At 60.8% G+C, this 24,069-nt stretch carries 19 protein-coding genes; 8 read left to right on the top strand and 11 right to left on the bottom strand.

Going from position 1 to position 24,069, the window contains the following annotated elements; translation table 11 throughout:
* The first annotated feature begins 38 nt into the window (after positions 1–38).
* Together QEO92_RS13670 and QEO92_RS13665 are read left to right on the top strand one after the other, a co-directional pair.
* Positions 39–1,382: an amidase gene (locus tag QEO92_RS13670; RefSeq protein WP_227703425.1), complete on the top strand. Its 1,344-nt coding sequence runs from the start codon at positions 39–41 to the stop codon at positions 1,380–1,382.
* Between the two features lie 58 nt (positions 1,383–1,440).
* Positions 1,441–2,382 (top strand): acetamidase/formamidase family protein, encoded by a 942-nt coding sequence (locus tag QEO92_RS13665; RefSeq protein ID WP_227703424.1) that lies wholly within the window; start codon positions 1,441–1,443, stop codon positions 2,380–2,382.
* 50 nt (positions 2,383–2,432) lie between these two features.
* On the opposite strand, the gene QEO92_RS13660 is transcribed toward QEO92_RS13665, so the two are convergent.
* Positions 2,433–3,929, bottom strand: a complete 1,497-nt coding sequence (locus tag QEO92_RS13660) for an ABC transporter substrate-binding protein (protein ID WP_227703423.1) — start codon at positions 3,927–3,929, stop codon at positions 2,433–2,435.
* Positions 3,930–4,327: 398 nt separating this feature from the next.
* On the opposite strand from QEO92_RS13660, the gene QEO92_RS13655 reads away from it, so the two are divergent.
* From QEO92_RS13655 to QEO92_RS13645, 3 genes are all read left to right on the top strand, one after another.
* Complete coding sequence (locus tag QEO92_RS13655; RefSeq protein ID WP_227703422.1) at positions 4,328–5,851, top strand: ABC transporter substrate-binding protein; 1,524 nt, start codon at positions 4,328–4,330, stop codon at positions 5,849–5,851.
* Positions 5,852–5,940: 89 nt separating this feature from the next.
* On the top strand, positions 5,941–6,858 hold the full coding sequence (locus QEO92_RS13650; RefSeq protein WP_227703421.1) for a succinylglutamate desuccinylase/aspartoacylase family protein: 918 nt from the start codon (positions 5,941–5,943) through the stop codon (positions 6,856–6,858).
* Positions 6,859–6,933: 75 nt separating this feature from the next.
* On the top strand, positions 6,934–7,701 hold the full coding sequence (locus QEO92_RS13645) for a transporter substrate-binding domain-containing protein (protein ID WP_052182746.1): 768 nt from the start codon (positions 6,934–6,936) through the stop codon (positions 7,699–7,701).
* Between the two features lie 158 nt (positions 7,702–7,859).
* On the opposite strand, the gene QEO92_RS13640 is transcribed toward QEO92_RS13645, so the two are convergent.
* The 4 genes from QEO92_RS13640 to QEO92_RS13625 all read right to left on the bottom strand — a co-directional run bounded on the left by QEO92_RS13640 (position 7,860) and on the right by QEO92_RS13625 (position 15,266).
* Complete coding sequence (locus QEO92_RS13640; RefSeq protein ID WP_037148314.1) at positions 7,860–9,200, bottom strand: HlyD family type I secretion periplasmic adaptor subunit; 1,341 nt, start codon at positions 9,198–9,200, stop codon at positions 7,860–7,862.
* Positions 9,201–9,214: 14 nt separating this feature from the next.
* A complete protein-coding gene (locus QEO92_RS13635; protein ID WP_227703420.1) occupies positions 9,215–11,380 on the bottom strand; it encodes a type I secretion system permease/ATPase in 2,166 nt (721 codons plus the stop codon).
* An 11-nt stretch (positions 11,381–11,391) separates the two neighbouring features.
* The gene (locus tag QEO92_RS13630; protein ID WP_227703419.1) at positions 11,392–13,458 is read right to left on the bottom strand and encodes a hypothetical protein; all 2,067 of its coding nucleotides are present in this window, start codon (positions 13,456–13,458) and stop codon (positions 11,392–11,394) included.
* Positions 13,459–13,574: 116 nt separating this feature from the next.
* Positions 13,575–15,266 (bottom strand): hypothetical protein, encoded by a 1,692-nt coding sequence (locus QEO92_RS13625; RefSeq protein WP_227703418.1) that lies wholly within the window; start codon positions 15,264–15,266, stop codon positions 13,575–13,577.
* Positions 15,267–15,903: 637 nt separating this feature from the next.
* Between QEO92_RS13625 and QEO92_RS13620 the strand changes: the two genes are divergently transcribed.
* Genes QEO92_RS13620 through QEO92_RS13610 form a run of 3 tightly spaced genes read left to right on the top strand, consistent with a single transcriptional unit; the run spans position 15,904 to position 17,494 of the window.
* A complete protein-coding gene (locus QEO92_RS13620) occupies positions 15,904–16,719 on the top strand; it encodes a response regulator transcription factor (RefSeq protein ID WP_227703417.1) in 816 nt (271 codons plus the stop codon).
* Positions 16,664–17,197: a hypothetical protein gene (locus tag QEO92_RS13615; protein WP_227703416.1), complete on the top strand. Its 534-nt coding sequence runs from the start codon at positions 16,664–16,666 to the stop codon at positions 17,195–17,197. The genes QEO92_RS13620 and QEO92_RS13615 overlap by 56 nt, the downstream gene beginning before the upstream one ends.
* A gap of 30 nt (positions 17,198–17,227) precedes the next feature.
* Positions 17,228–17,494 carry an RES family NAD+ phosphorylase gene (locus QEO92_RS13610; RefSeq protein WP_227703415.1) on the top strand — a complete coding sequence of 89 codons (267 nt, stop codon included), beginning with the start codon at positions 17,228–17,230 and terminating at the stop codon, positions 17,492–17,494.
* A 22-nt stretch (positions 17,495–17,516) separates the two neighbouring features.
* Here the strand turns inward: QEO92_RS13610 and QEO92_RS13605 are convergent, their stop codons facing one another.
* From QEO92_RS13605 to argH, 6 genes are all read right to left on the bottom strand, one after another.
* Positions 17,517–18,431: a polysaccharide deacetylase family protein gene (locus QEO92_RS13605; protein ID WP_227703414.1), complete on the bottom strand. Its 915-nt coding sequence runs from the start codon at positions 18,429–18,431 to the stop codon at positions 17,517–17,519.
* A 9-nt stretch (positions 18,432–18,440) separates the two neighbouring features.
* Positions 18,441–19,832 (bottom strand): MmgE/PrpD family protein, encoded by a 1,392-nt coding sequence (locus QEO92_RS13600; RefSeq protein WP_227703413.1) that lies wholly within the window; start codon positions 19,830–19,832, stop codon positions 18,441–18,443.
* Positions 19,833–19,946: 114 nt separating this feature from the next.
* Positions 19,947–20,777 (bottom strand): ABC transporter substrate-binding protein, encoded by an 831-nt coding sequence (locus QEO92_RS13595; protein WP_227703412.1) that lies wholly within the window; start codon positions 20,775–20,777, stop codon positions 19,947–19,949.
* A gap of 59 nt (positions 20,778–20,836) precedes the next feature.
* Entirely contained in the window at positions 20,837–21,607 is a 771-nt protein-coding gene (locus QEO92_RS13590) for an amino acid ABC transporter ATP-binding protein (protein WP_037148305.1), read from the bottom strand.
* Positions 21,608–21,621: 14 nt separating this feature from the next.
* Positions 21,622–22,494, bottom strand: coding sequence for an amino acid ABC transporter permease (locus tag QEO92_RS13585; RefSeq protein ID WP_227703411.1), 873 nt, complete (start codon positions 22,492–22,494; stop codon positions 21,622–21,624).
* A complete protein-coding gene (argH, locus tag QEO92_RS13580) occupies positions 22,491–23,957 on the bottom strand; it encodes an argininosuccinate lyase (RefSeq protein WP_227703410.1) in 1,467 nt (488 codons plus the stop codon). Before argH ends, QEO92_RS13585 begins: the two co-directional genes overlap by 4 nt.
* Positions 23,958–24,069 lie beyond the last annotated feature (112 nt).

Raw genomic sequence — 24,069 nt, 5'->3', positions numbered from 1 at the left:
TGTGGCAAAGGGGAATGAGCTTGGAAGGGATGCTACCCATGCCGGAAGACGATATCGGTTTTCTCGGGGTGGAGGAGCTTGCCGCCCGCTACCGGAACGGTTCCCTCTCCCCCGTCGAGGTGGTCTCGCGGGCGCTGGAGCGTCTCGAGGCACTCGAACCGCGCCTGAACGCCGTCGCCCACGTCATGCCGGAGGAGGCGATGCGCGATGCGGAGCACGCGGCCGCGGAACTTCGTGCGGGCAAGGATCGGGGACCGCTTCACGGCATTCCGGTCGCCATCAAGGATATCATCGGCGTTCGCGGCATGCCGACCGGTTTTGCAAGCCGTGTCCGAAAGCCGGTAATCGCTGTGGACGATGCCCTCCTCGTCGCCCGGCTGCGCGCCGCTGGCGCGATCGTCCTCTGCAAGACCAATCTGCTCGAATATGCCTATGGCATCGCGCATCCCGACATCGGCCAGACCAACAATCCGCATGATCCCGCGCGCACCTCCGGCGGGTCGAGTGGCGGTTCAGCGGCGCTCGTCGCAGCAGGCATCGTGCCACTTTCGGTCGGCACGGATACCGGCGGCTCGATCCGCATCCCGGCCTCCTATTGCGGTATCGTCGGACTGAAGCCGAGCTATGGGCTGGTGCCGACGGAGGGCGTCTTTCCGCTTTCCTGGAGCCTCGACCACGCCGGGCCGCTGGCGCGTAGCGTCGCCGATGCGGCGTTGATGCTCAGCTGCCTTGCCGGCCGGGATATCGCGCTGTCGCCGCCATCGCTTTCCGGCTTGCGGATCGGCCTTGCCAGCTATCATTGCGACAGCCCCGAACTCACGCCGGCGGTGGCGCAGAACCTTCGCGATGTCGTTGCGACACTGGAGACGAAGGGAGCGATCGTCAGGACGATCGATATTCCCGAGCTGTCGCGGGCCAATTCCATGCTGCGCCATATCATCAAGCCGGAGGCGTCGCTCATCCACGCGGACCTGCATCTCGAAAATCCGCGGGGTTATGCGCCGCGGACGCTGGCGCAGGTCATTTCCGGCTTCGAGACGCCTGCCGTCGACTATCTGAGGGCACAGCGGTTCCAGGCAAAGCTCCGACAAGCGGTCGAAGCGTGTCTTGCGGATGTGGATGTGCTGCTCAGCCCGAGCGTTCCTTTTCCGGCGCCCGTCGAGGATCCGGAATTCACCGAGGACGGCGAGGAGGGAGAAATGCTGGCGAGCGGCTTTGCCAACATGACCGGGCATCCTTCGGTCAGCATTCCAAGCGGCATGGACGGCCATCTGCCGCTCGGCATTCAATTGACAGGCAGGCTCGGCGAGGACGAAAAGCTGCTGCAGGGCGCGCATTCCATTGAGGCGGCGCTCGGCGCCTATCACCGGCCGGTGATTTAAGAAATTTAAGAGTGCTCCGCTTCAGATCCTGCGGGGCAGAACAATGGAGCATAAAGCCATGCTATATAAAGTGCCGGCATCCTCGACCAATTGTGCCTGGGGTTATTTCGATCCCGCCAGAGAGCCTGTGCTGACAATCGACAGCGGCGATACGGTGGTGATGGAGACCGTCTCCGGCCCGCCGGAAGTGCTGCCGAAGGAGGGTTTCACCATCCTTCCCGAACATCTCGAGATCCACGAGAACTGCCTGCCGATCATGCAGGGCCATATTCTCACCGGTCCGGTCGGGGTGCGGGGCGCCAAGCCCGGCCATGTGCTGGAAGTGAAGATCCTCGATATCGAGCTCCGCCAGGACTGGGGCTATAACGTCATCCGCCCGCTTGCCGGCACGCTGCCCTATGATTTCGAGACTTCGCGGCTGCTGAATATTCCGCTCGACGCGGAGAAGGGGGTCGCGCGCCTGCCATGGGGCCTCGACCTGCCGCTGGCGCCCTTCTTCGGCGTCATGGGTGTCGCGCCACCTCCGAACTGGGGGCGCATCACCTCGATCATGCCGCGTGCCCATGCCGGCAATATCGACAACAAGGAACTCGTCGCCGGCACCACGCTTTACCTGCCGATCTTCAACGAGGGCGCGCTGTTTTCCTGCGGCGACGGTCACGGTGCGCAAGGTGACGGCGAGGTCTGCATCACGGCGATCGAGACAGCGTTGCGCGGCACGTTCCAGATGACCGTGCGCGACGACCTCGATTTCGTCTATCCCCGCGCCGAGACGCCGACCCATTACATCACCATGGGCATGGACCCGGACCTCGACCAGTGCGCTGTGATGGCGCTGCGCGACATGATCGTGCTGCTCGGCGAGAAGGGCCGGCTGTCGCGGGAAGACGCCTACACGCTTTGCAGCCTGGCCGGCGACCTGCGCGTCACGCAGACGGTCAACGGCTGCAAGGGCATTCACATGATGATGGCGAAGAAGCTCGTCCACCGGGAGGCCTGAGGGAAAGGGCCGGCCTGCTGCCGGCCCTTCCGGGAGGATCAGACCGGGACCTATGAGGCCCTGGTCATGCCCTTGATGCTGATCAGGCCGGTCGGCAGTGGCGTAAAGCCCTTCAGGTTCTTGGCAAGTACGAAAGGCCATGGCTGGTGGTAGAGATAGATGATCGGCAGTTGGTCCTGCAGGATCGACTGGGCGTCGTCATAGAACTTCTTTCGGGTCTCGAAATCGGCCGTCACCTTGGCGGTGTTCAGGTCCTTGTCGACCTGTTCGTTGCAGAAGCCGGCATAGTTGAGCGATGCCTTGCAGGTGACGAACTGATGCAGGTTGCCGTCCGGATCGTAGCGACCCGACCAGCCGGTCAGCACGGCATCGAAATCGCCGCTCTGGGTCTGGGCGAGCATCGAGGTGAATTCGACGGCGCGCAGCTTGATGTCGAAGCCCGCTTCCGCCGCCATGGCCTGGATGAGTTCGGCGACCTGCTGGCTGGTCGTGGAATTGGCGAAGAGCAGTTCGAACGAAACCTTTTCGACGCCCGCTTCCTTGAGAATCGACTTCGCCTTGGCGACATCGCGGGCCGTTACCTTGATGTCCTTGTTGTGATAGGGGCTGACGCCGGTGAACGGCTGCTGCGCCGGCTGAAAGATGCCCGAGCCTACCACGTCGTTGATGACGTTGCGGTCGATGGCGAGTTCGAGCGCCAGCCGGATGCGCTTGTCCTTGGCGAGCAGACCCTTGGCGCGGGTTGTACCGTTGCCGACATTGATCGTCATGCCCTGGTAGCCAACGCTCGTGACCTGCGCGAGCTGCAATTTGTCGTCCGCCTTGACCGAGGGAATGTCGGAGGGGGCGAGACGTTCGAGCATGTCGAGCGCGCCCGATCTGAGGTTCGCGAGCCTGACAGTCGTGTCCGGGATGATCATGAATGTCAGCTTGTCGAAATGGTAGTCGGCCGCGTTGCGGTAATCGGCGAACTTCTCCAGGTCGATTTTGTAGTTCTGCTGGCGGGCGACGAACTTGTAGGGGCCGGAGCAGGAGGGCGCGGTCACGGCTTTCTCGAAGCTCGCCGGCGACAGCATCATGCCGGCACGGTTGGAAAGCTGCGGCAGCAGGGTCGGATCCGGCCGCTTCAGCATGATCTTGACCGTCAGACCGTCGACCACCTCGACGCCTTTGACCGATTGCAATTCCGATCTGCGCATGCTGTCGGGCAAAGTGACGGCGCGGTCGAGATTGGCCTTGACGGCGGCAGCATCGATGGCGCTGCCGTCATGGAATTTCAGGTTCGGGAAAAGCGTCAGGGTCAGCTCGGTGCCGTCGGCGTTCCACGACCACTTTTCGGCGAGTTCGGGTTTGACGACGAGATCGGCCCCTATGGCGACGAGGCTGTCGCACAGGGATTCGAATACGACCTCGCCGACGAAGGTGCGCGAGCGGGCCGGGTCGAGACCGTCAAGATCGTCCTGCAGACCGATCTTCAGGTCGTCGGCCTGGGCGCCGGCCGCGATGAATGCAGTCATCACGGCAGGCAGCAGCGACGAAAATCTCATTTTCATTCTCCTCTGGTTGCTGGTTTTTCACCAGGAAGGTGCCGGTCCGATGTTCCTTGCCGGCCTTCTTCCGGCGGGCCGGGCGGGAGGTGACACCGGTGGCGCCGTGAAGGACCGGAAGGACATCTGAGTCGGTTCAAAATCTATAATCGTTATACATCTTTATAACAGAACAGGCGGTTGAGCATGTCAATAGGAACCGGTCGTTTCGTCGATTTCAAATTTTTATCGGATGATTTCCAAAAATGACCAAGAAAATTCTAAAAGAACAACAGTGATAGAGCCCATAAAATGGGCAATGCACGAGATTGTGCATTGCTGTTCTCTTATGCTAGTACAATTTTAGAGCTGCTTTCCGGCAGCGGGTACCTTCCGCAAACAAGAGAGAGGTATTGTCCATGATTTCCATGACCGGGCGGCGCGACATCGGATCGATGTCCGCTTTCCTTGCCGCAATTCTCGTCACCGCTTCCGCTTCGGCGGCAGACCTGAAGATCGGCCTCAGAGCCGATCCGGATGCTCTCGACCCCGCGACAGGAGGCTCGGTTGCCGGCCGCGTGATCTTCGCGGCACTGTGCGACAAGCTGATCGATACGACACCCGAAGGCACGTTCCAGCCGCAACTCGCCACGTCCTGGTCATGGTCGCCGGACAGTCTGACGCTGACGCTCAAGCTTCGCGATCAGGTGGTCTTCCACGACGGGCAGCCGATGGATGCCGCTGCGGTCAAGGTGAATCTCGACCGCTACCGCACCGATCCGATCTCCAGGCGCAAGACCGAGCTGAAGCCGGTGGCGAGCGTCGATGTCATTGATCCGCTGACCGTGGCGATCAAGCTCAGCCAGGCCTATGCGCCACTCGTCAGCGTGCTCGCCGATCGAGCCGGCATGATCATGTCGCCGGCGGCGCTCGCAAAAGACAGCGCCAATATCGGAGCGCATCCCGTTTGCGCCGGCCCGTTTCAGTTCGTGGAGCGCGTGTCGCAGGACCACATCACTCTGAAGCGCTTCGACCAATACTGGAACAAGGACGCGATCTCGCTCGATTCCGTCACCTACCGGATGATCCCGGACGATGCCGTGCGCCTGCTCAGCCTGCGTTCCGGCGACCTCGACCTCATCGAGCGGCTGTCGCCGAGCGATGTCGCGGCGATCAAGGACGACAGGGGCGTCAAGGCCATCGAAGGGCCATCGATTGCCTTCGACGTCATTTCCATCAACATCGCCCATGGCGAAAGCGCCGACAATCCGCTCGGCCGGAATGCGAAGGTGCGCCAGGCGCTGGAGCTTTCGATCGATCGCGGCGCGATCAGCGAGGTTGTCTATGAGGGCCTGTTCCCGCCGGCCAACCAGACGGAGCCCGTCGGGGCGCCCTATTACGACCCGACCCACGCACTGAAGGGCCGCGATGTCGCCAGGGCGAAGATGCTGCTTGCGGAAGCGGGGGTGACGAGCCCGTCCTTCACGCTTTCCGTCGCCAACAGCCCGACGCTCGCCCAGGTCGGCCAGATGGTTCAGGTCATGGCTGCCGAGGCCGGCTTCGACGTGAAGATCCAGTCGCTCGAATCCTCGACGCTCGCCGCCAATTCGGATGCCGGCAAATATCAGGCCTCGATGGCGATCTGGAGCGGGCGGCCCGATCCGGACGGCAATATCAGCCCGTGGGTCGCCTGCGACGGCTTTCTGAACTGGGGGCGCTACTGCAATCCCGCGTTGGACAAGCTGCTCGCCCAGGCGCGGCAGGTCACCGATGAAAAGGAGCGCGCCAAGCTCTATGCGCAAAGCGTCGGCATCTATCTCACCGACGTGCCGTTCATCCCGCTCTATCACTACAAGTCGATCTGGGCGGCACGCAGCAATGTCGACGGCTTCGTTCCTTATCCGGACGGGCTTATCCGGCTGCAGGGGGTGAGGAAGAGCTGACCAGCTCCGCCGGGAGAGACGCCGATTTCACGGAAGGCGCTCGAGCGCCTTTCGCCGAGCAGGTTCAATCGCTTTGAGGATTTTGTTCGATGAACGTCTTGCCAGCTCTTCGTAGCGGGAAGCCGCGTGTGGAATTCGGCTATGTCCGTCCGACGGAGGAACTCGAAATCCCCTTCGCCATCATTGAAGGCGCCGAGCCGGGTCCCTGCCTGCTGATCACGGCCGGCGTACACGGCTCGGAATATTGCTCGATCGAAGCGGCTGTCCGCCTGATGCAGACGAGGCCGGTGGAGATCAAGGGGACGCTGCTGATCCTGCCGATCCTCAACACGCAGGCGTTCCGCAAGCGCAACATCTACATCATGCCGCAGGACGGCAAGAACCTGAACCGCATGTTCCCCGGCAGGCCGGACGGCACGACCAGCGAGCGCCTCGCCCATTGGCTGGTGACGGAAGTGTTTCCGAAAGCCGACGCCTATGTCGATTGCCATGGCGGCGACCTCGACGAAGGTCTTCAGCCCTTCACGATCTTTCCCGCCGGATGCGAGAAGTCGAAGGCGCTTGCGGCCGCCTTCGGCATTCCGGTCGCCGTCGCGACCGGCGGAGCCGGTTATACAGTGGATGCGGCCCACAAGCTCGGAGTCCCGAGCATCCTGCCGGAGGTGAGCGGCAACGGGCTATGGGGAGACGCGACCGTCGCCCAGATGACGGACGGCATTCGTGGCGTCATGCGGCATATCGGCATGCTGCCAGGCGCGGCTCCGGTCACGCCGCTCGACGTCGTGACGATGTGGGTGCCGGTAGCGCCCGCGACCGGGCTCTGGTACCCGCGGAAGGATCTCTGCGAACCGGTCGCCCAGGGCGAATTGCTCGGCGAAATCCGGACCGTGTTCGGCGAGGTGCTGGTCAGCATCCATTCTAAAAAGGAAGGCTTCATTCTCTACCGGCTGACGAGCCTGTCGGTGAACGAGAAGGAAGCGTTGCTCGGCGTCGGCACGCCGGTTTGAAGATGACGCCTCGATCTTCCTTCTATGGGGAAGGGGGCTTGCCGCGCCCTGTGGATCAGCCAAGGGAGTCTTTCCATGTCATCGACCACCACGGACGCGGTCGCCCGCGACGATCTCGCGCTCCTCGAACTCACCCCGACGGGAAGCCTGCGGATCGGCATCGTCGCCGCACCGGCACCATCGGCCCTGTTCGCCGTCTTTGATGCAGGGAGCCAGGCTTATCGCGGCGTAACCCTTGATATCGGCGGGGCGCTCGCCGCAAGGCTCGGTGTCGCGGTGGAGATCGTCAACTTTCCGAATTCCGGCGCCTGTACGGATGCGGTCGAAAACGGAACGATCGATGTGAGCTTCATGCCGATCGACGACGAACGGCGCCGGCGCGTCGCCTTCGGTCCGATCTATTACGTCCTCGAAAGCACCTATCTCGTGACCGCCTCGTCGGGCATCACAACCTTGGAAGAGGTCGACCGGGAAGGCGTGCGCGTCATAGGCATCGCCAATACGACGACGATCCGCAGCGCCGCACGTTCCCTCAAGACGGCAGTCCCCGAAGCAGTGGAAACGATCGCCGAAGCCATCGATCGTCTGCTGCAGGGAAAGGCGGAGGCCCTGGCGCTTTCCCGCGACGCCTTCCGAACGCTGCTTGCGAAACTTCCGGGCGCCCGCGTCCTCGACGGCGGCTTCCAGCAGACGGGCATTGCGATCGCCGTCGCTCACGGCAAGCCGTCCGCTCTCGCTTTCGTCAGCGCATTCCTGGAAGAGGCGAAGGCTTCGGGCCTCGTCCGCAAGGCGCTCGACGACGCGGGCTTTGCGGACGCGCCCGTGGCACCGCCGGGCGCCTGATGCGCAATCCTGACCGGATTGGATCCGTGTGGCGGAAATCGAGGTTCTATAGCTCCTGCCGGGAGTTCAGCACTCCTCAGCCCGCGTCGGCGGGCTGCTTTTTGCTCTCATCGGAACCATCGAAGCTCTGCGTGTTGACTTCCGCTAGGGGGCCAACTTCAACGCTCGGAAAATGCCCTCGACATACTGTCGGTGATCGGTTTCACGATATAGCTGAAGAATGTCCTGACCGAAGTCTGGATCATGATCTCCGCCGGCAACCCGGGTTGCGGGGTGAAGCCCCTTACGCGGGCGATTTCGTCTAACGAAAGGTGGATGCGCGCGATATAGACGTCGTGGTTGACAACGCCGGCCTTGCTGTCCTCCAGCGCGTCGGCGGAAACATAGAACACCTCGCCGTTCAGGATCGGCGTCGTCCGCTGGTTCAATGCGGTGAGCCGAACGGTCGCCTTTTGACCGACCTTCACATTGTCGATCTCGTTGCGGGGAACCTTCGCCTCGATGATCAGCGGCACGCCCGCGGGTAGTATCTCCATGATCCCTTTGCCGCTTTCGATAACGCCACCGGTCGTATGGTAATAGGTCCGAACAATGGTGCCGGAGACGGGCGCGACGATGGTCGTGCGACGCAGAATGTCATCAGCCTCGCGCGACTGTTCCCGGGCCGCGTCCCGCTCACCCTGGATGGATTGCAGCCGATCAAGAGCATCCTCCCGATAAGCCTCTTCGGCATGGGCTACTTCCTGCTGGGCCTTCAGCAATTGTGCGCCCGTTTCAGCGATTTCGGAGTTGAGCCTTCCGATCTGTCCCTCAGCATCCGCCATTGCACGCTGAAGCGCCTTGACCTCTGTTGCCCGAAGCAGGCCCTTGGCCAGCAGGCCTCTCTTCGTCTCATACTCCTCCCCCAGCAAAACAAGCTGACGGGAGATTGCGTCGCGATGTCGGGTATAGCCTTCGCTCCGGAACTCCAGCGCCTTCATGTTCTGCCGCAGCAAGGAAAGCTCGGTCGCGAATTTAACGCGCTGGGCCTTGAAATTGAGTTGCTGGGTCAGCAAGATCGATGAGACATCCTGGTCATTCTTGAAGTCGCCGAGGATATCCGGGATTTTGATGACATCAGTGCCTTCAGCCTGGGCAACAAGACGCGCCGCGGTTGCTTCCAGCCTGATACGCCGCAGGAAAATCTCCCGCCTCTTCGAAAGGGCGGCGGTCTCGTCAAGTTTGACCAGCGGCTGGTTTTCGACGACCTGGTCGCCTTCACTCACCAGCAGTTCCTTGATGATCCCGCCCTCGAAATGCTGCACGACCTTGTTGCGGCCTGTTGCAACAAAGCTGCCCTGAGCAATGACCGCGGCCGCGAGCGGGGCGGTCGAAGCCCAGGTGCCGAAACCGCCGAAGGCGACGATCAGGAGAACCAGACCGGCCAAGGTCTGTTTCCAAACCGATCTTGGGACTTCTTCATACCATTCGAGATCGTGAATTTTTGCAACGGAAGACATGATTTCCGCTCCCCCTATTGCAGTTGATGACCGAAAGAGCCGGTGTTGAGGTTGATCCCCCGGGCTTCGATAGCCTTCAGGACATCCATGCGCGTGCCGAACAAGGCAACCGTACCGTTGACGAGCAGGAGGATCTTGTCCACGTTGTTCAAAAGCGCCGGCCGCTGGGTGATCGTCGCAACCGTTATCTTGTTTTCCTTGGCATGCTGGAGCGCCCGTAGCAGCGCGGCATCGCCGGCGTTGTCGAGGTTGGAATTCGGCTCGTCGAGTACGACCAGATGGGGATCCCCGAAAAACGCGCGGGCAAGGGCTATGCGTTGTTTCTGGCCGCCCGAGAGAGGCGCGCCGTCGGCTGCGACCACAGTCTCATAGCCATGGGGCAGGCTTGCGATCATCTCATGAACGTCCGCCAGCATGGCCGCACGGTAGATCTGCTCATCGTTCGCGTCCTGTCGCATGCGTGCGATATTGGCCTTGATCGTGCCGGGGAAGAGCTGCACGTCCTGCGGGAGGTAGCCGATGTTCTCGCCGAACTGCCGCTGGTCCCAGTTGCGCAGGTCCATGAGATCCAGCCGGACGTTGCCCGATGTCGGCAGGATCGATCCGACAAGCATTTTTCCAAGGGTCGTCTTTCCCGCGCCGGAATTACCGATGATCGCCAGGGAATCGCCCGGTTGGAGGGAGAGGGATATGCCGTTGAGCACCACGCGTTTCGTGCCTTGCGGCACATAGAGCAGCCTTTCGACATCCAGTCGCCCCTCAGGCTTGGGAAGGTTCAACCGCTCGAAATTGAAGGGAGACGACGTCAAAAGCGTCGCTATGCGGCCATAGGCGGCCCGGGACTGACTATACTGATTCCAGCCATCGATGGCGCCTTCGATCGGCGCCAGCGCACGGCCGGCGATGATGGAGGCCATGATCACCATCCCGCCAGTGATCTCACCTTCGACCGATAGGAACGCGCCCCAGCCCAGCATGGCGATCTGCGTCAGGAGCCGGCAGGCTTTTGAAATAGCGGCGATGGTGATGTTGCGATCCTGCGCGATGACCTGAGACTTCAGGGATGAAGCTGTATCCTTGCCCCATATCTGGACTGTCTCGGGGATCATCGCGAGAGCATTGATGATCTGCGAGTTGCGGGACATGGATTCCAGATGCAGGTTGGCTTTCACCTGTGCGGTATTTGCCTCCGAAAACGGTTCCGCCGTCATGCGCTGGTTGAGTTGGGTGAAGATAAGCAGCAACACGGCCGTCAGGACCACGATAAATCCGAGATGCGGGTGAATCAGGAATACGGCCAGGACGAACAGCGGTGCGATCGGTGCGTCGAGGAACGAAAGAAGCGTTCTGGACACCAGGAAGGAACGGACCTGCTGCAGGTCGTTCAGAATTTGATATTCACGCCCGTTTCCGTAGAGGGATGCTCGGGCGGCAGCGCTGAGGATCGGAGCGCCCAGCTGCGCTGCGACTTCCACTGCGGTGCGCATCAGAATAAAGCGACGAAGCGCATCGAATGCCGCTTGCAGGATGACGGCGGCGACGATCACAACAGTCAACATGATCAGAGTATCGATCGACCGGCTTGTAAGAACGCGGTCGGATATCTGGAACAGATAGACCGGGATCGCGAGCACCAGGATGTTGCTTGCAACAGTAAACAGCATCACGATGCCCAAATTCACACGCACGGCTTTGATGCCGGCCCTCAGACTTGCCGAAAAATCGATGGGTGCGAGACGCTTGTGAAATGGTGTGCCGCCGTTGCCCGAGCCGGTGCCTCCGCCTGACGAAGGAGATTTGCCGATTGTGCTGCTGTCGATCCGGAGAGGGCCTGTGTCGCCATCGATGGTGATCATGCCCTCGGGGCTCTTCGCTTGGGGGGCTTCCCGCGCCGGTGTTCTGGATTGAATTCCGATTTCCGTTTCGGTGACGTTGTCTGCTGTCGGCAAGGGCACGACCTCAGCATTTCCGGTGTGTTCCTCCTTTTTGGAGGTATTCTGCGGGGTGTCCTTGGGGTCCAGTCGAGATATTGTTGCCGATGTCGCCGCGTTATTTGTTGACAGCTTCAGGCAGTCTTCCACGGCGCGCTCCAGCGTTGCATAGATTTCCTCATCGCTAATTTGTGGGTCCCGAAGACCCGAAGCCTGCAGGCGTTCTGCCCGCCTTTGTGTGTCCGACATGCTTCCCCCCTCTATCCGAGCACATGTTGTAATCCGTCGTTTTGATAGTGCCCGTCATGATCTGTGGGCATCGAAATGCCCGGTGCCTCGTAGTCCCCTTCCAGCATCGTTTCGTCCAGGAAGACCACCGCCTCGTTGACGAGTGCATCCGGATTCCGCGTAAGGAGCTCCGGCTGATGTGAAATCAGTTCCGCCTGAAAGAGTGTTTCCTGGGAATATTGCCCACCGCCGACATAGGTTTGACCGAAGGAGTCGAGATCCAGAATGGCGGCCTTGTTTATCAGCACGTTGCCACCGGTTGAAACAGACCATGTGGCATCGGCGCGGGGATCGATCGCATTCATGGCGAGCGCGATCTGATCACTATCTCCGACAATGTTGGTCTGGCTGACATACTGGATGTTCAGCAGGTCGCCGCTGACATAGAGAACCCGCAATCCGGGGAGATCGGCGAACATGGGATCCGTGAGAACGCCGCTGGACAGCTGATAATTCCCCGCCGCGAAATCGTTCGCGGCGTCCAGATACGCGGAGGGCAACGTTTCGAAGCGGTCGGCTCCCCCCACATTTTGGATGTAAGCCTGGTTCCAGAGCAGATTGCCTGAACTGGCGATGCCTCCTTCGCCGCTGGTTTCAAAACCCGAGACCGCGCCGACGACGTCGTTGTCGATCAACACATTCGTCTGGTGGATGATATTGGCGTCATAGAGGGAGCCGCCCACGATTATGAGGTCATAGGAGAATCCGAGCTCGAAAATCGATGTCTGGTTGGCGCTGGTGTTGTCTCCGGCAATGACCTGCGTCGTAGTGCCTGATGCGGATAGGACACCGACATCGTTGTCGGACATGAACACATATTGCTCGAGCCAGTTGGTGATCAGCAGATCGCCCTGGATTTCGGCAACGGCCCAGGCGGCGGGAAACCCTCCCGCGGCTGCCTCCGTGTCTGGAGCATCCTCCAGCGGATCGTCTCGCTTGAAGGTCGCTATATTGAAAACCTCGTTCGCAGTGTCCTCGCTCGTCCAGTTATCGACGGCGGAGGTCACGGAATCCGTATCCCATAAGGCATTTGTCTGAACGATCGTATTGACTTCGACATGGTCGCCGACGACTGCCGTAACGGTTCCCGCCGTCCAGAGATTTTGGATCACGGCTTCGTTGACGGCTGTGTTGTTTCCTGCGACGAGCTCGACGGAGTTCTTGACAGTGACAGAACCATCTTCGGAAATGACGACATTGGATGGCTGACCGTCATCCTCCTCGGCGTCTCCATCGGCAATTTCGTCCTGCTCGCCGCCGTCAGTCGCATTGCCTGCGTTCTCGTCTTCAGGGGCTTCCTCGCCGAAAGAATGGTAGTCTTCCAGCTGGGGTGTCTCCTCGACAATCTCGCCATTCACATAGATGCCTTCGATCGCCTCGGATTGCTGGACGGAGATATTTGTCGGCCCTCCTGAGGTCACGTTCGCCAGAGCCTTGAGTTGAGACGCAACGTTGTTGATGATCTCGATGAGCTCGACATTGGTAGCCGGCATATCGAGACCGTCGATCGGCGCTTGGGAGAACACCTCATCCGCAGCATCCAAAAGGTCTTGATCGCTGACGGGCTGCGGATTGAACTCGATATTGCTTCCGCCGACGTTGAAATTGTCGTCATCGGAAAGCGACGCTGCCTGCACAATGTAATTTGCGACCGAACCGGGGGGCTCGATCGTCAGCATCTCGGCCGGACTACCGGTATGATGTCCGGGCAGGTCTTTTTCCGGATGATACGGCGGGGGGGCGGGGGAGACATCCTCGACAGACGGGATTGAAGAACGATCATGCCATGACAGAGGCTTCGTGTGATCGATCGGCCTCAGATAAATCGGCGCTTTGTAGGAGATTTGCGGATCGAAGCCGATAAATTCATACGGCGCATCAAAATCCGAGAGGGCCACCGGTTGGGAATGCAGATTGCTCTTCTGGGCGTGATAGGAGAAATCGGGATAAGCGTCCCGCAGGCGGGCCTCCTCGATCCTCATGTGAAAGAGGCCGATGAAATGCGCAATTTCGTCGGTAATCTGATCCATCGCCGTCATGACATGGAGCCTTGTGTCGACATTGCCTGCTGATCAAACTCAGCAAAGGTTGGACTGCGCAGCGATGCGCAGTCCATGGCGTGCTCCCGCTCCAATGAGCGGAGTTGAGCTATGGTTCAGGATGTGCTTTCGTCGCCGTCTTCGCCGACCACGGTGCTCGTGAGGCTGCCGCCGACGACCGTCATGTCGATCGCGTTCTGCTGCAGGTTTGCACCGAGGACGATTTCCTGGTTGAAGGCATGCGTCTCGACGAAGGCATCGGCCGATGCGCTGCTCGTGCCGGTGACGAAACCGTCGTCACCATTGCTCGAGCCCCATGTGCCGCCGTCCCCGCCGGCCCCACCGAAGCCGGTGGTGGCGATGCCGCCCATGCCGCCCGCAGCACCAGAGCCGCCGATTGCCCAGCCGCCGACCGCACCGCCGCCGGTTCCATCGGCCCAGGCGCCGCTCAGGGCGTCTCCGCCCTCGCCGCCGTATGCCAGGGCATCACCGCCCAGGGCATCGCCACTGGTCGCAGCGCCGCTGACACCGGCCCCGCCGGTACCAGCACCGCCTGCGGCGCCATTGCCGCCGGCACCGCTACCGGCACCTGCACCGAACCCAGCGCCGAGGCCTGCACCGAGGGCGTCGCCGCCGGCACCGCCAGAGCCGCCAAATCCGCCAACGCCACCGTTTCCGCCATCGGCATCGCCGCCTTCGCCGCCTTCGCTGTCTCCGCCGTCGCCAGCGTCTCCACCTTCGCCACTTTCATTGTTGACGAAGATCGGATTGATGAAGCCGAGGCTGCCGCCGACGAGAGCGCCCGCATCGCCGCCGGTGGAATCGCCGCCGGTACCGCCGTTACCTGCGTTGCCGCCATCGGCATTTCCGGCATCTCCGGCGTCTCCGCCATCGGCATCACCACCTTCGTCGCCATTGCCGGCAAATGCCAGCCCAGCACCGAGGCCCAGGCCCAGGCCGAGGCCGAGGCCCAGACCGTCGCCGCCGTTTCCGCCGCGACCACCATTGCCGTTTCCGCCATTGGCTTCGCCGCTGTCAGCTTCACCGCTGTCGGCATCGCCACCATCGGCATCTCCGCCGTCGCCTTCACCGCCGGCCGCTACACTTGCCGCCAGGCCGCCGAGGCCAATACCGCCAAGGGCAAAGCCGCCAAGGGCTGCGCCGCCGCTTCCACCGTTGCCGCCGTTGGCGTCAGCATTGCCGCCGCCGTCGCCGCCAGCGGTATCGGTGCCAATGCCTTCCGACGCGATCGCAATGCCACCGTCCGGATGAGCATCAAGATCGAAGGAGCCGCCATTGTTGACAGACGCGCTGCCGAGATGATCATTGTCCTGGATGTTGGCGACTTGCGAGATGACATTGGCGACGTCGTTGCCGGCGCCGGTCAAGGCGTCGTTCAGAACATCGTCGATGCGGATGTTGAACATTCCGTCGATATCGCTGTTGTCGATATCGGCAAAATCGTTGTCCTCCGGCAGATACTCGTCAAGATCCAGCTCTACATCGACGGTTACATCGACGGTCGTCTCGCTGACATTTTCGTTGAAGTTGGCATTGCCGTTGAGGTTAGCGTTGCCATTGCCGTTAAGGTTGAGGCTGCCGTTGCCGTTGAGGTTCAGGTTGCCGTTGCCGTTGCCGTTGTGATTGACCGACTCGCTGCTCTGGCCCTGATACTGGCCCTGGCCCTGATCGGACGACTGCTGCTGCTGCTGGCGTTCTTGCTGCTCCTGCTGTTGGCGTTCTTGCTGTTGCTGCTGCTGTTCTTGGCTGTCATCGTCGAACAGATCGTAAAAGCTACGCTTTGCCATGACATTGTCCTTTAAATAGAGCGACGCCACGACCACCATTCATCTTCTTTGGAGGCCTTTGTTCGTCGCTGTTGAAGCAAACATGCTTAATCGAGGCGATAGGGCGCGCATTGACGCGGCCATCAGCCGGCTCTTTGTCCATGATGTCTGTTTTTCGTCTCCTCCTCTATTCTCCCCGGTCCTCCCGAAAGGCCTTGAGCGGGCGCTCGCTTGACCGCGTACTCGCGACATCGCGTCCATGAAGCAGCGTCCGTTCTTCAAACGCTTCGGACGGCGCATACTGTGGCGCGATTGGGTAGAAGAGATAAGGTAATATATCGATCTAGCGCGGCTGGCTGACCGGCGGCGTAGGATAATCAAATAGGTGTAGGGGACATGACCAAGAAGACGTAAGGTCTGGCTTCGGTATTTCTCCCTGCGAACGAGCAGATTTTTTGCAAAACGCAAAAGAGATCATAAATTCATGTTTTGTTCCGGCGCAAATAAGCTTTTTGGCTGTAACGCATCATCAATTCGATCTATTTTATAGCTTATTCGGTCTATTCCCAACCCTCTGGTCCTGGTTTACCGTCTCCCGGAAAAAGAGGCGAGAAGTGCGTTTCGCACATGCGCCCGACAAACGGGAGGGAATTTCCTCATGCAAGTTTCGCATACTGTTTCGCAACATGCCGGCGTGGATCTGACAGGTTCTTTGTCGACGATGAATGCTGCCCGGACACTGCTTTTCATCTGCGCACCCGGGACGATATCCACCGCAATGATTGCCGCTATAGAGAGTGAATTTCCCTGGCTCTCGGTGAAAACAGTCTCCGATCTGCAGTCCGCTCTAATAGAGCTCGATATCTCGGTTCAGCTTGTGCTGGCGGATACCGTATTTGCTCCGGCCCTCCGCGAGCATTGGCCGAAACTCGCAAGGCTTCATCATAATGTCAGTCTTGCGCTCATCGGCAACGGCGACGATATCACTTCAAGTGAGTTCGGAATGCAGGGCACGGACATCATCCAGGGTATCGTGCCGTTCAACGTCAATCTGGATGTTTTTCTGTCGATCCTCCGCATCATATTGAAGGGCGGTCGATATTTCCCTTCGAGATTTCCTCTCTCGCAGCAGGACGCGCCTTTGGAAAAAAGCCGCGATGGCTCCGAAACCCAGTTCCGGCAGCAGATTTCCAGCGTTTCCCCTGTTCGAATGCTTGACAGGCTGACAAAGCGCGAGAGGGAGATCCTGGCCAGGATAGCGATGGGCAATCAAAACAAGATCATTGCCGCCACCCTCGGCCTGTCCGAACATACGGTCAAAATTCATATTCACAACATCATCACCAAGCTCGGCTTACACAACAGGACTGAGGTCGTCGCTCTGTATTTTGAGCAAAGACGCAAGGATACCGCTGGCAATGCACACGATCCCAACCGTCGCCAAGGCGGCGGCAAACGCTCAGATAACGAATAGCAGGCTTCAGGCGATCCTGCTCCTGATCGGGCAGTTGAACTATACCTGGACCAATACCGAAAGCCTGCTCATTCACATGATTGCCGGCCTTGCCAATGTGGATAAGGAAACGGCGATCGTCATTTTCCTGACTTTGAATACGACCCGGGCGCGTATCGATCTCGTCGAGCGTCTGACCAAAATGAAGAAGACGCCGGCGACCTGCCGCCGAGAAGTCCTCGATGCCACCCGCCGTCTGTCAGACGAGGCAAAACTTCGCAACAAATACAATCACTGCATCTATTCTTTCGATCCCGACAGTGGTCGCAGCATTACGCAATCAATGCGGATCTTCGAAAGCCGGGATGAAATCAAATACGGAAAGATAGAGGAACTCGACGGAGCGGAAATCGGTCGAATACAGGAAAGCATCAATTCTCTCGTCAGGATCAATCGCATGTTCTGGGACATCACCGAACGTTACGGCTTTCCGAAATAGATCGGGTGGTCTGGTCCGGGTATAGGTCGTTTGAACAACTTGCGACCTGCGATCTCGACCGGCCCTTATACGCCGTGCGGCCTGCGGGCCGATTCGCTCTGGGCGCATCCGGACGGTCCGGATGGTATCTCGTATCAGTCGCGTCACGACTCGGGGGAGATTTGTGTCGCCTTGTTCGAGCGCGACGACATGCGGTTCGCCGTCGACGCGGCGACGCCGTTTTCGGCACCGTCAGTGGCGATCGCCGGCATGCTGGATAGCCATGGCAAGTCGCCGTCGCCAGGCGCAGGCCCGTAGGCGAAAGAAGAGAGGCCACCCATCATTCAGGGCCAGCGGTTCTTCCCACAGTTGCCATCGTAGAACGACGATGCCGCTCTTCCAGCGTCTCGAAATGGTCAGCGATCTCCCGGCCTGTCGCGATCCAGACGTCGGATTTCTGCCGAGCATGGAGGAGGAAGTCGCGCAGCAGATGCCAGCGCATCGGGCGGCCGGAAACCTGCGGATGGAGCACCATCGTCGTCACGCCACCCCAGGCATGGGTGGCTTCGAACTCGTCGATCCACAACGACAGGACGGCATCCCGGCCGAAGATCGGCCGCGGGCTCGTCCGGCTCGACATGCCGAAGTTCCAGTCGTCGAAAGCGAAATTCACCGGGATTTCGACGAGGCCCTCCTGATCGCCTTGGCCGGCATGCCGATAGGGCAGAATATCGTCGCGGAAGGAACTGGAGTAACGCACGCCGCTCTTGGCAAGGTAGGCGAGCAGTTCGGGGAAATTTTCGCCCGACGGCGCCCTGTAGCCGACCGGGCGGACGCCGAGTGCGGTCTTCAGTGCGTCGAAGCCGCGGTCGATCTCCTCGAAGGTTTCATCAAGGCGTTCGCGATCCGGCATCTTGTGCAGGTAGCCGTGATGGCCGATCTCGTGGCCGCCCTTCAGGATGTCCTCGCAGGCGGCCTGATGGGCAAGCGCCGTCCAGCCGGGCGTGAAGAAGGTTGCCTTGAGCGACAGTTCGTCCATCAACTGGAGGATTTTGGCGATGCCGACGCGTGCGTCGTAGCCGCCATGGGAGGTTGTCACCATGCGGTCGACATTCGATGGATTGTTGCCGATCCAGGCGGTCTCCGCATCGACGTCGAACCCGATGAAAAGCGCGCTTCGGGCACCGTTCGGCCAGATCATCGGCGGAGCTTTGGGAGCCGGGTTGAGAGGCCGCGGAGAGAGATCGTAACTCATCCTGTCTCCTTAGAGGAAAAGCGTGCGTTGGTCGGCATTGCCGGCGAGGAGGGGAAGAAGGGCGCTGGCATCATCCAGCGTATCGAGGGCGCGAATAGCTTGCCATAGCTTCTCGGCTGAACCGGGCGTTATGCGCATCGTGGCAAGCACATGGAACTTGGCGGCGACGTCCTCGGAAGACATTGGTCGTTCCGCCGATCCGGTCGCGCGAGGCACCATGCGCGACATCCGCGCTCCATCCGCAAATGCGAGCGTCACGACGGGCTCGTCCATGGGATGCATCGTGTCATCGACGGAAAGCTGCATGCGCTTCATCATGGCGGCAATGCGCGGGTCAGCCCGACGCTCCTGCGCATAGGCTTCCAGCCCGGCGCTGCCGTGGACGCAGCGTGCGGCAAGGGCATAGGGAAGGCTCATCTGGGTTGGCGCCATCGCACCGTTTTCCTTGGCGCCGCACATGCCCATCAGCATGGCGCTCATGGCAAGCTCGATCTGTTTGATATCGCCCGCCGCTCGCCCGCTTTCGGCAAGCATGTCGTTCAACGCGTCGATGGCCGAGTGAGCGCCGCGGCAGGACGCATAGGGCTTGAGCACGGCGCGGCGGACCTTGAAATTCTCGCCGAGCGCCTCGGTCAGTTTCTCCGGTTCGCAGGCCGCCTTGTTGAAGGTTCGGAAGAAACCGCCCCAGACGTCGTCGAAGACCTGCGAGGGGCCCGCAAATCCGTCCGCGGCCAGCTTGGCAGCCAGAAGTCCGCCCTCGGCCGCACGGCCCGCATGGATTTTCTTGGCCTGCGAACCGTCATGGATGAACGCCCAGAGGCCGGAGGAAAAACTCGTCGAAAGCGTGATCGCATCACGGGTCGCGGAAGGATCGAGGTTGAAAATACGAGCCGCCGCGGCGGCTGCCGCAAACGTGCCGCATGTCGCGGTCGAATGCCAGCCGAGGCTGTTATGGGCGTCGTAGCCGCCAGCGGCCTCCAGTATGCGCCTGCCGGCATCGTAGCCGGCAACGACGGCTGCAATCAGTTGTCTGCCGCTCACCGGCCGCGCCGCCTCGCTCATCGCCGCGAAGACGGCTGGAACGACGACCGCGCCGGAATGGTCGCAGCCACCGGAATCGTCGAGTTCGAAGGCGTGGGCGGCAACGCCGTTGACGAGAGCCGCATCGCGGGCATTGAGCTTGCGGTCGGTGCCCCAGACGAGTGCGGTCCCAGGTGCATTGGCAACGCGACTTGCAGTTCGGAATTCTTTCGAGCGGGTGCCCGCAAGTGCCGCCGCAAGCGTATCGGCGAGATGGGTCTTGGTTTTTTCGACCACGTCGCGCGGCAGATCTTCGAACTGCAGCATCGAGATAAACTGGGCCAGCCGGTCGATAGGCCTCATGTCCGACATGAAAGACATGGTCTATATTCCTGAATAAACTCGCATAATCTTTCGCAGATCAGGGATCGGTTCTGCGTCGGCCGCCGCCCCGGAGAAGGAAGGCTCCGGCTTGATGCCGGAGCCTCGTCATCATTACTTCGCGGCTTCGCCGTTGACATAGATGCCGTCGAGCATCGTGCCTTCGAGGCCATGGGCGGCGAAGATCTTCTTGTATTCGCCGTTGTCCATCAGCGCCTTCAATGCTGCGGCATAGGCGTCGCGTAGTTCGCTGTCCTTCTTGGCAAAGCCGATACCCTGATAGACGGCGGTGAAGGGCTCGCCGACAAGCGCGTAAGTGTCTTTCTCCAGCGTCATCAGATAGGGCAGGGTTTCGGAACCCTGGACGGCAGCGTCGACGCGGCCCTGCTTGAGCTGGGCACGGGCGTCGGCGGAACCTTCGGTGCCGACGACCTTGATTGCCGGCTTGCCGGCTGCTTCGCAGTTGGCGGCGCTCCATTTTGCGGTTTCATCCGGGAAGGATGTGCGGCGGCTCATGCCGACGGTTTTGCCGCAGAGGTCGGCCGGCGACTTGAACTCGTCCTTGCGCGCGGCGGCAGTGTAGAACTGGGCGCCGGACTTCATATAATCGACGAAGTCGAGCGTGTCGCGGCGCTTCGGCAGGTCGCTCATGCCGGAGTGGATGAGGTCGACGCGGCCGGTCGTCAGCGAGGAAATCATCTGTTCGAAGCCGATGTCCGACCATTCCACCTTGACGCCGAGTTGCTTGGCCAGCGCCACGCCGAGGTCGATGTCGACGCCCTTGAGTTCGTTGGTCGCCGGATCGCGATATTCCATCGGCGGGTAGTTGGGCTGGTTGGCGACCACGACCTTGCCGGCGGACTTGACGCGCTCAGGCAGTTCCGCGGCGATCGCGGATGTGGCGGCGAGGCCTGCCACGGCGAGTATGACGAAATGTTTGTTCATGAAGTTCCCCTTGCTGGTCTCATCTGGGACGACGGCCGATTATGCCGTCGCTGCTTGCCTCAGCTTTGAACGGCCTTGATGAATTCTGCCGTTCTGGCGCTTTTCGGAGTGCTGAGAACCTCCGATGCCAATCCTGTTTCGACCACCTTGCCGGCTTCCATGAAGGTCACGGTGTTGGCGACGTTGCGGGCGAAGCCCATTTCGTGGGTGACCACGATCATCGTCATGCCGGAGGATGCGAGGTCGCGCATCACGTCCAGCACTTCCGAGACGAGTTCCGGATCGAGGGCGGATGTCGGTTCGTCGAAGAGGATAAGGTCGGGCTGCATGCCCATGGCCCGCGCGATCGCCACCCGTTGCTGCTGTCCGCCGGAAAGCTCCGAGGGGTAGTGGTCCTTCTTGTCCGCGAGGCCGACGCGTTCGAGCAGCGTTTCTGCTCGCTCGCGGGCTTGCCTGGCTGGCTCGCCAAGGACCTGGACTGGACCTTCGACGATGTTTTCGAGCGCCGTCATGTGCGGGAAGAGGTTGAAGCGCTGGAAGACCATGCCGATGCGGCGGCGCTGCTGCGAGATCTCCACATCGGAGATTTCATGTAGCCGGTCGCCCTCGCGGCGGTAGCCGACCAGTTCGTTGTTGACCCAGATCGCGCCGCCGTCCAGGCGCTCCAGCAGGTTGATGCAGCGCAGGAGGGTGCTCTTGCCGGAGCCCGAAGGGCCGATGATGCAGCTCACCTCGCCGCGCGTTACCTCGAGATTGACCTTGTCGAGAGCCAGAAAGTTTCCGAAATGCTTGGTGACGTCGACGGCCTTGACGATGATGTCGTTGCTCATGTGATCCTCCTTCATCAGACCGAAGACCGGATCGATTTGATGCCGCGACCGAAGTAGCGCTCGATATAGTATTGGCCGACCGAAAGAATGGAGACGACGAACAGATACCAGAAGCTCGCAACAAGCAGCAGTTCGAGCACGCGGGTATTGGCGAAATAGATGATCTGCGCGTTATGCAGGATTTCGGAATACTGGATGACGCTGGCAAGCGACGTCAGCTTGACCATGCCGATGACTTCGTTGCCGATCGGCGGGATCATCACGCGCATGGCTTGCGGCAGCACGATGCGGCGCAGCATCTTCATGTGGGTCATGCCGATTGAGCGCGCGGCTTCATACTGGCCGCTGTCGACGGAGAGAAGTCCGCTCCGGACGACTTCGGATGTGTAGGCGCCCTGCGAGATTCCGAGCCCCAGCATGGCGGATACGAAGGGCGTCATGATGTCGACGGTCCGGAATTCGAAGAGGCCGGGAATGCCCATGGTCGGGAAGATCAGTGCAAGGTTGAACCACAGCATCAGCTGCAGAAGTGCCGGTGCTCCGCGAAAAACCCACACATAACCGACCGCAATCGAGGACAGCACCGGATTGCCGGAAATACGCATGATGGCGATGACGACGCCAAGCACGATGCCGAGTGTCATGGCGGCGACGGTCATCAGCAGCGTGTTGCCGAGACCGGCGATGATGGTCGGCGCGAACAGGAAGTCGCGCACATAGCTCCATTCGATCTGGCCGACGCTGAAGGCGCGGACGAGGGCTGCGAAAAGCAGCAGCACCACGGCGGCTGTGACGGTTCGGCCGATGTGCCGTTTGGGTACCAGCGTGAGATGGGCAATCTCGTATTTGCCAATATCGCCTGTGGTCCTGATCGTCGTGGCGTTCATCGGGCGACCTGCTCCTTTCCCGCCTTGTCGCCACGCGGAGACGGCGATGCGGCGGTCGATGCGGCGGCGAAGGCGCGGCAGGTTTCGAGCGTCTCGGAGAAACGGTCGATCTGCTCCCGCACGCGTTGCGGTGCGGTCGAGCCGTAGCCGGTCCGGCTGGCGAGTGCATGTTCGAGCGTGATGGCTTTCAGCATATCAGGCGTCAGCCGCGGATCGATGTTCGGAAGGTCTTCCGCAGTCAGGCCGGAGAGATCGTGGCCGCGCTCTTCACAATAGCGAACCACGGCGCCGGTGATCTCGTGCGCCTCGGCGAACGGGACGTTCTGTCCGACAAGCCAGTCTGCAACTTCGGTTGCCAGCGTGAAGCCGCGAGGCGCTTCCTGCTTCAGCCTGTCCACCTGGAAGTCCAGCGTTTCGACCATTCCGGCAAAGGCCGGCAGGATGAGTTGCAGGACGTCGATGGTCTCGAAGAGGGCCCGCTTGTCTTCCGCGAGGTCGCGATTGTAGGCAAGCGGCATAGCCTTCATCGTTGCCAGGAAACCCGCGATGTTGCCGATCAGCGTCCCCGACATGCCGCGCGTGAGTTCGGCGATATCGGGGTTCTTCTTCTGCGGCATGATGGATGAGCCGGTCGAATAGGAATCGTGCAGGCGCACCCAGCTGAACTGTTTGGAGCTCCAGATGCAGATTTCCTCGGCGAGCCGCGAGAGATCGACCGCGACGAGCGAACAGATGAACAGGAATTCCGCCACGACGTCGCGCGAGGCGACCGCATCGATCGAGTTCTCGCAGGCTGCCGAATAGCCGAGTTCAATGGCGGACAGGTCAGGGTGGCAGGCAATGCCGGAGCCGGCAAGCGCTGCCGCGCCGAGCGGCGACCGGTCGAAGCGGCGGTCAAAATCGATGAAGCGCTGCAGGTCCCGAAGCAGCGACTGGGCATGCGCCATCAGGTGATGGCCGAGCACGACGGGCTGCGCCGGCTGCAGGTGGGTGAAGCCGGGCATCACCGTTTCGGTGTGCAGTATCGCCTGCTTTCGGATCGCCTCTTCGACAGCGATGATGCCGGCGCTCAACTCGCGCGCCATCCGACGCAGGTAGAGGCGGGTGTTGTTGGCCGTTTGATCGTTGCGCGAGCGGCCGGCCCTAAGCTTGCCACCGAGCGTGCCGAGGCGTGCCATGAGGAGACGTTCGAGGAACGTGTGAACGTCCTCATCCCCCGGGATCGGTGTTTCGCGTCCTGCGGTAACGTCCGTTTCGATATCGTCGAGCGCCTTGCGGATCGCGGCAAATTCGCTTTCGTCCAGAACGCCGGCCCGCTTCAGCTCGGAGGCATGGGCTCGCGACCCTGCAATGTCTTCGCGGTAGAGACGGAAATAGGAGGCAGGTGCCCGAGACAGATTCGCCAAGGCTTCGGATGGTCCGGATTTGAAGCGTCCGCCCCAGAGCTGCGTGGGTTCAGCCATTCATCTTCCCCTGTTTGTCTAAACTTTTGGCAAGGCTTGCACGTGCTCCTTTGTTGAACAAGCGAAGTTATTTCGTGGTCCCTATGACGAAAGCGACTAGCTCCAATATGCC

Source organism: Neorhizobium petrolearium (assembly GCF_029854435.1).
GTDB classification, from domain to species: Bacteria; Pseudomonadota; Alphaproteobacteria; order Rhizobiales; family Rhizobiaceae; genus Neorhizobium; species Neorhizobium petrolearium.
The sequence above is the reverse complement of the archived record's forward strand: the minus strand, read 5'-3'. Positions and strand labels throughout refer to the sequence as shown.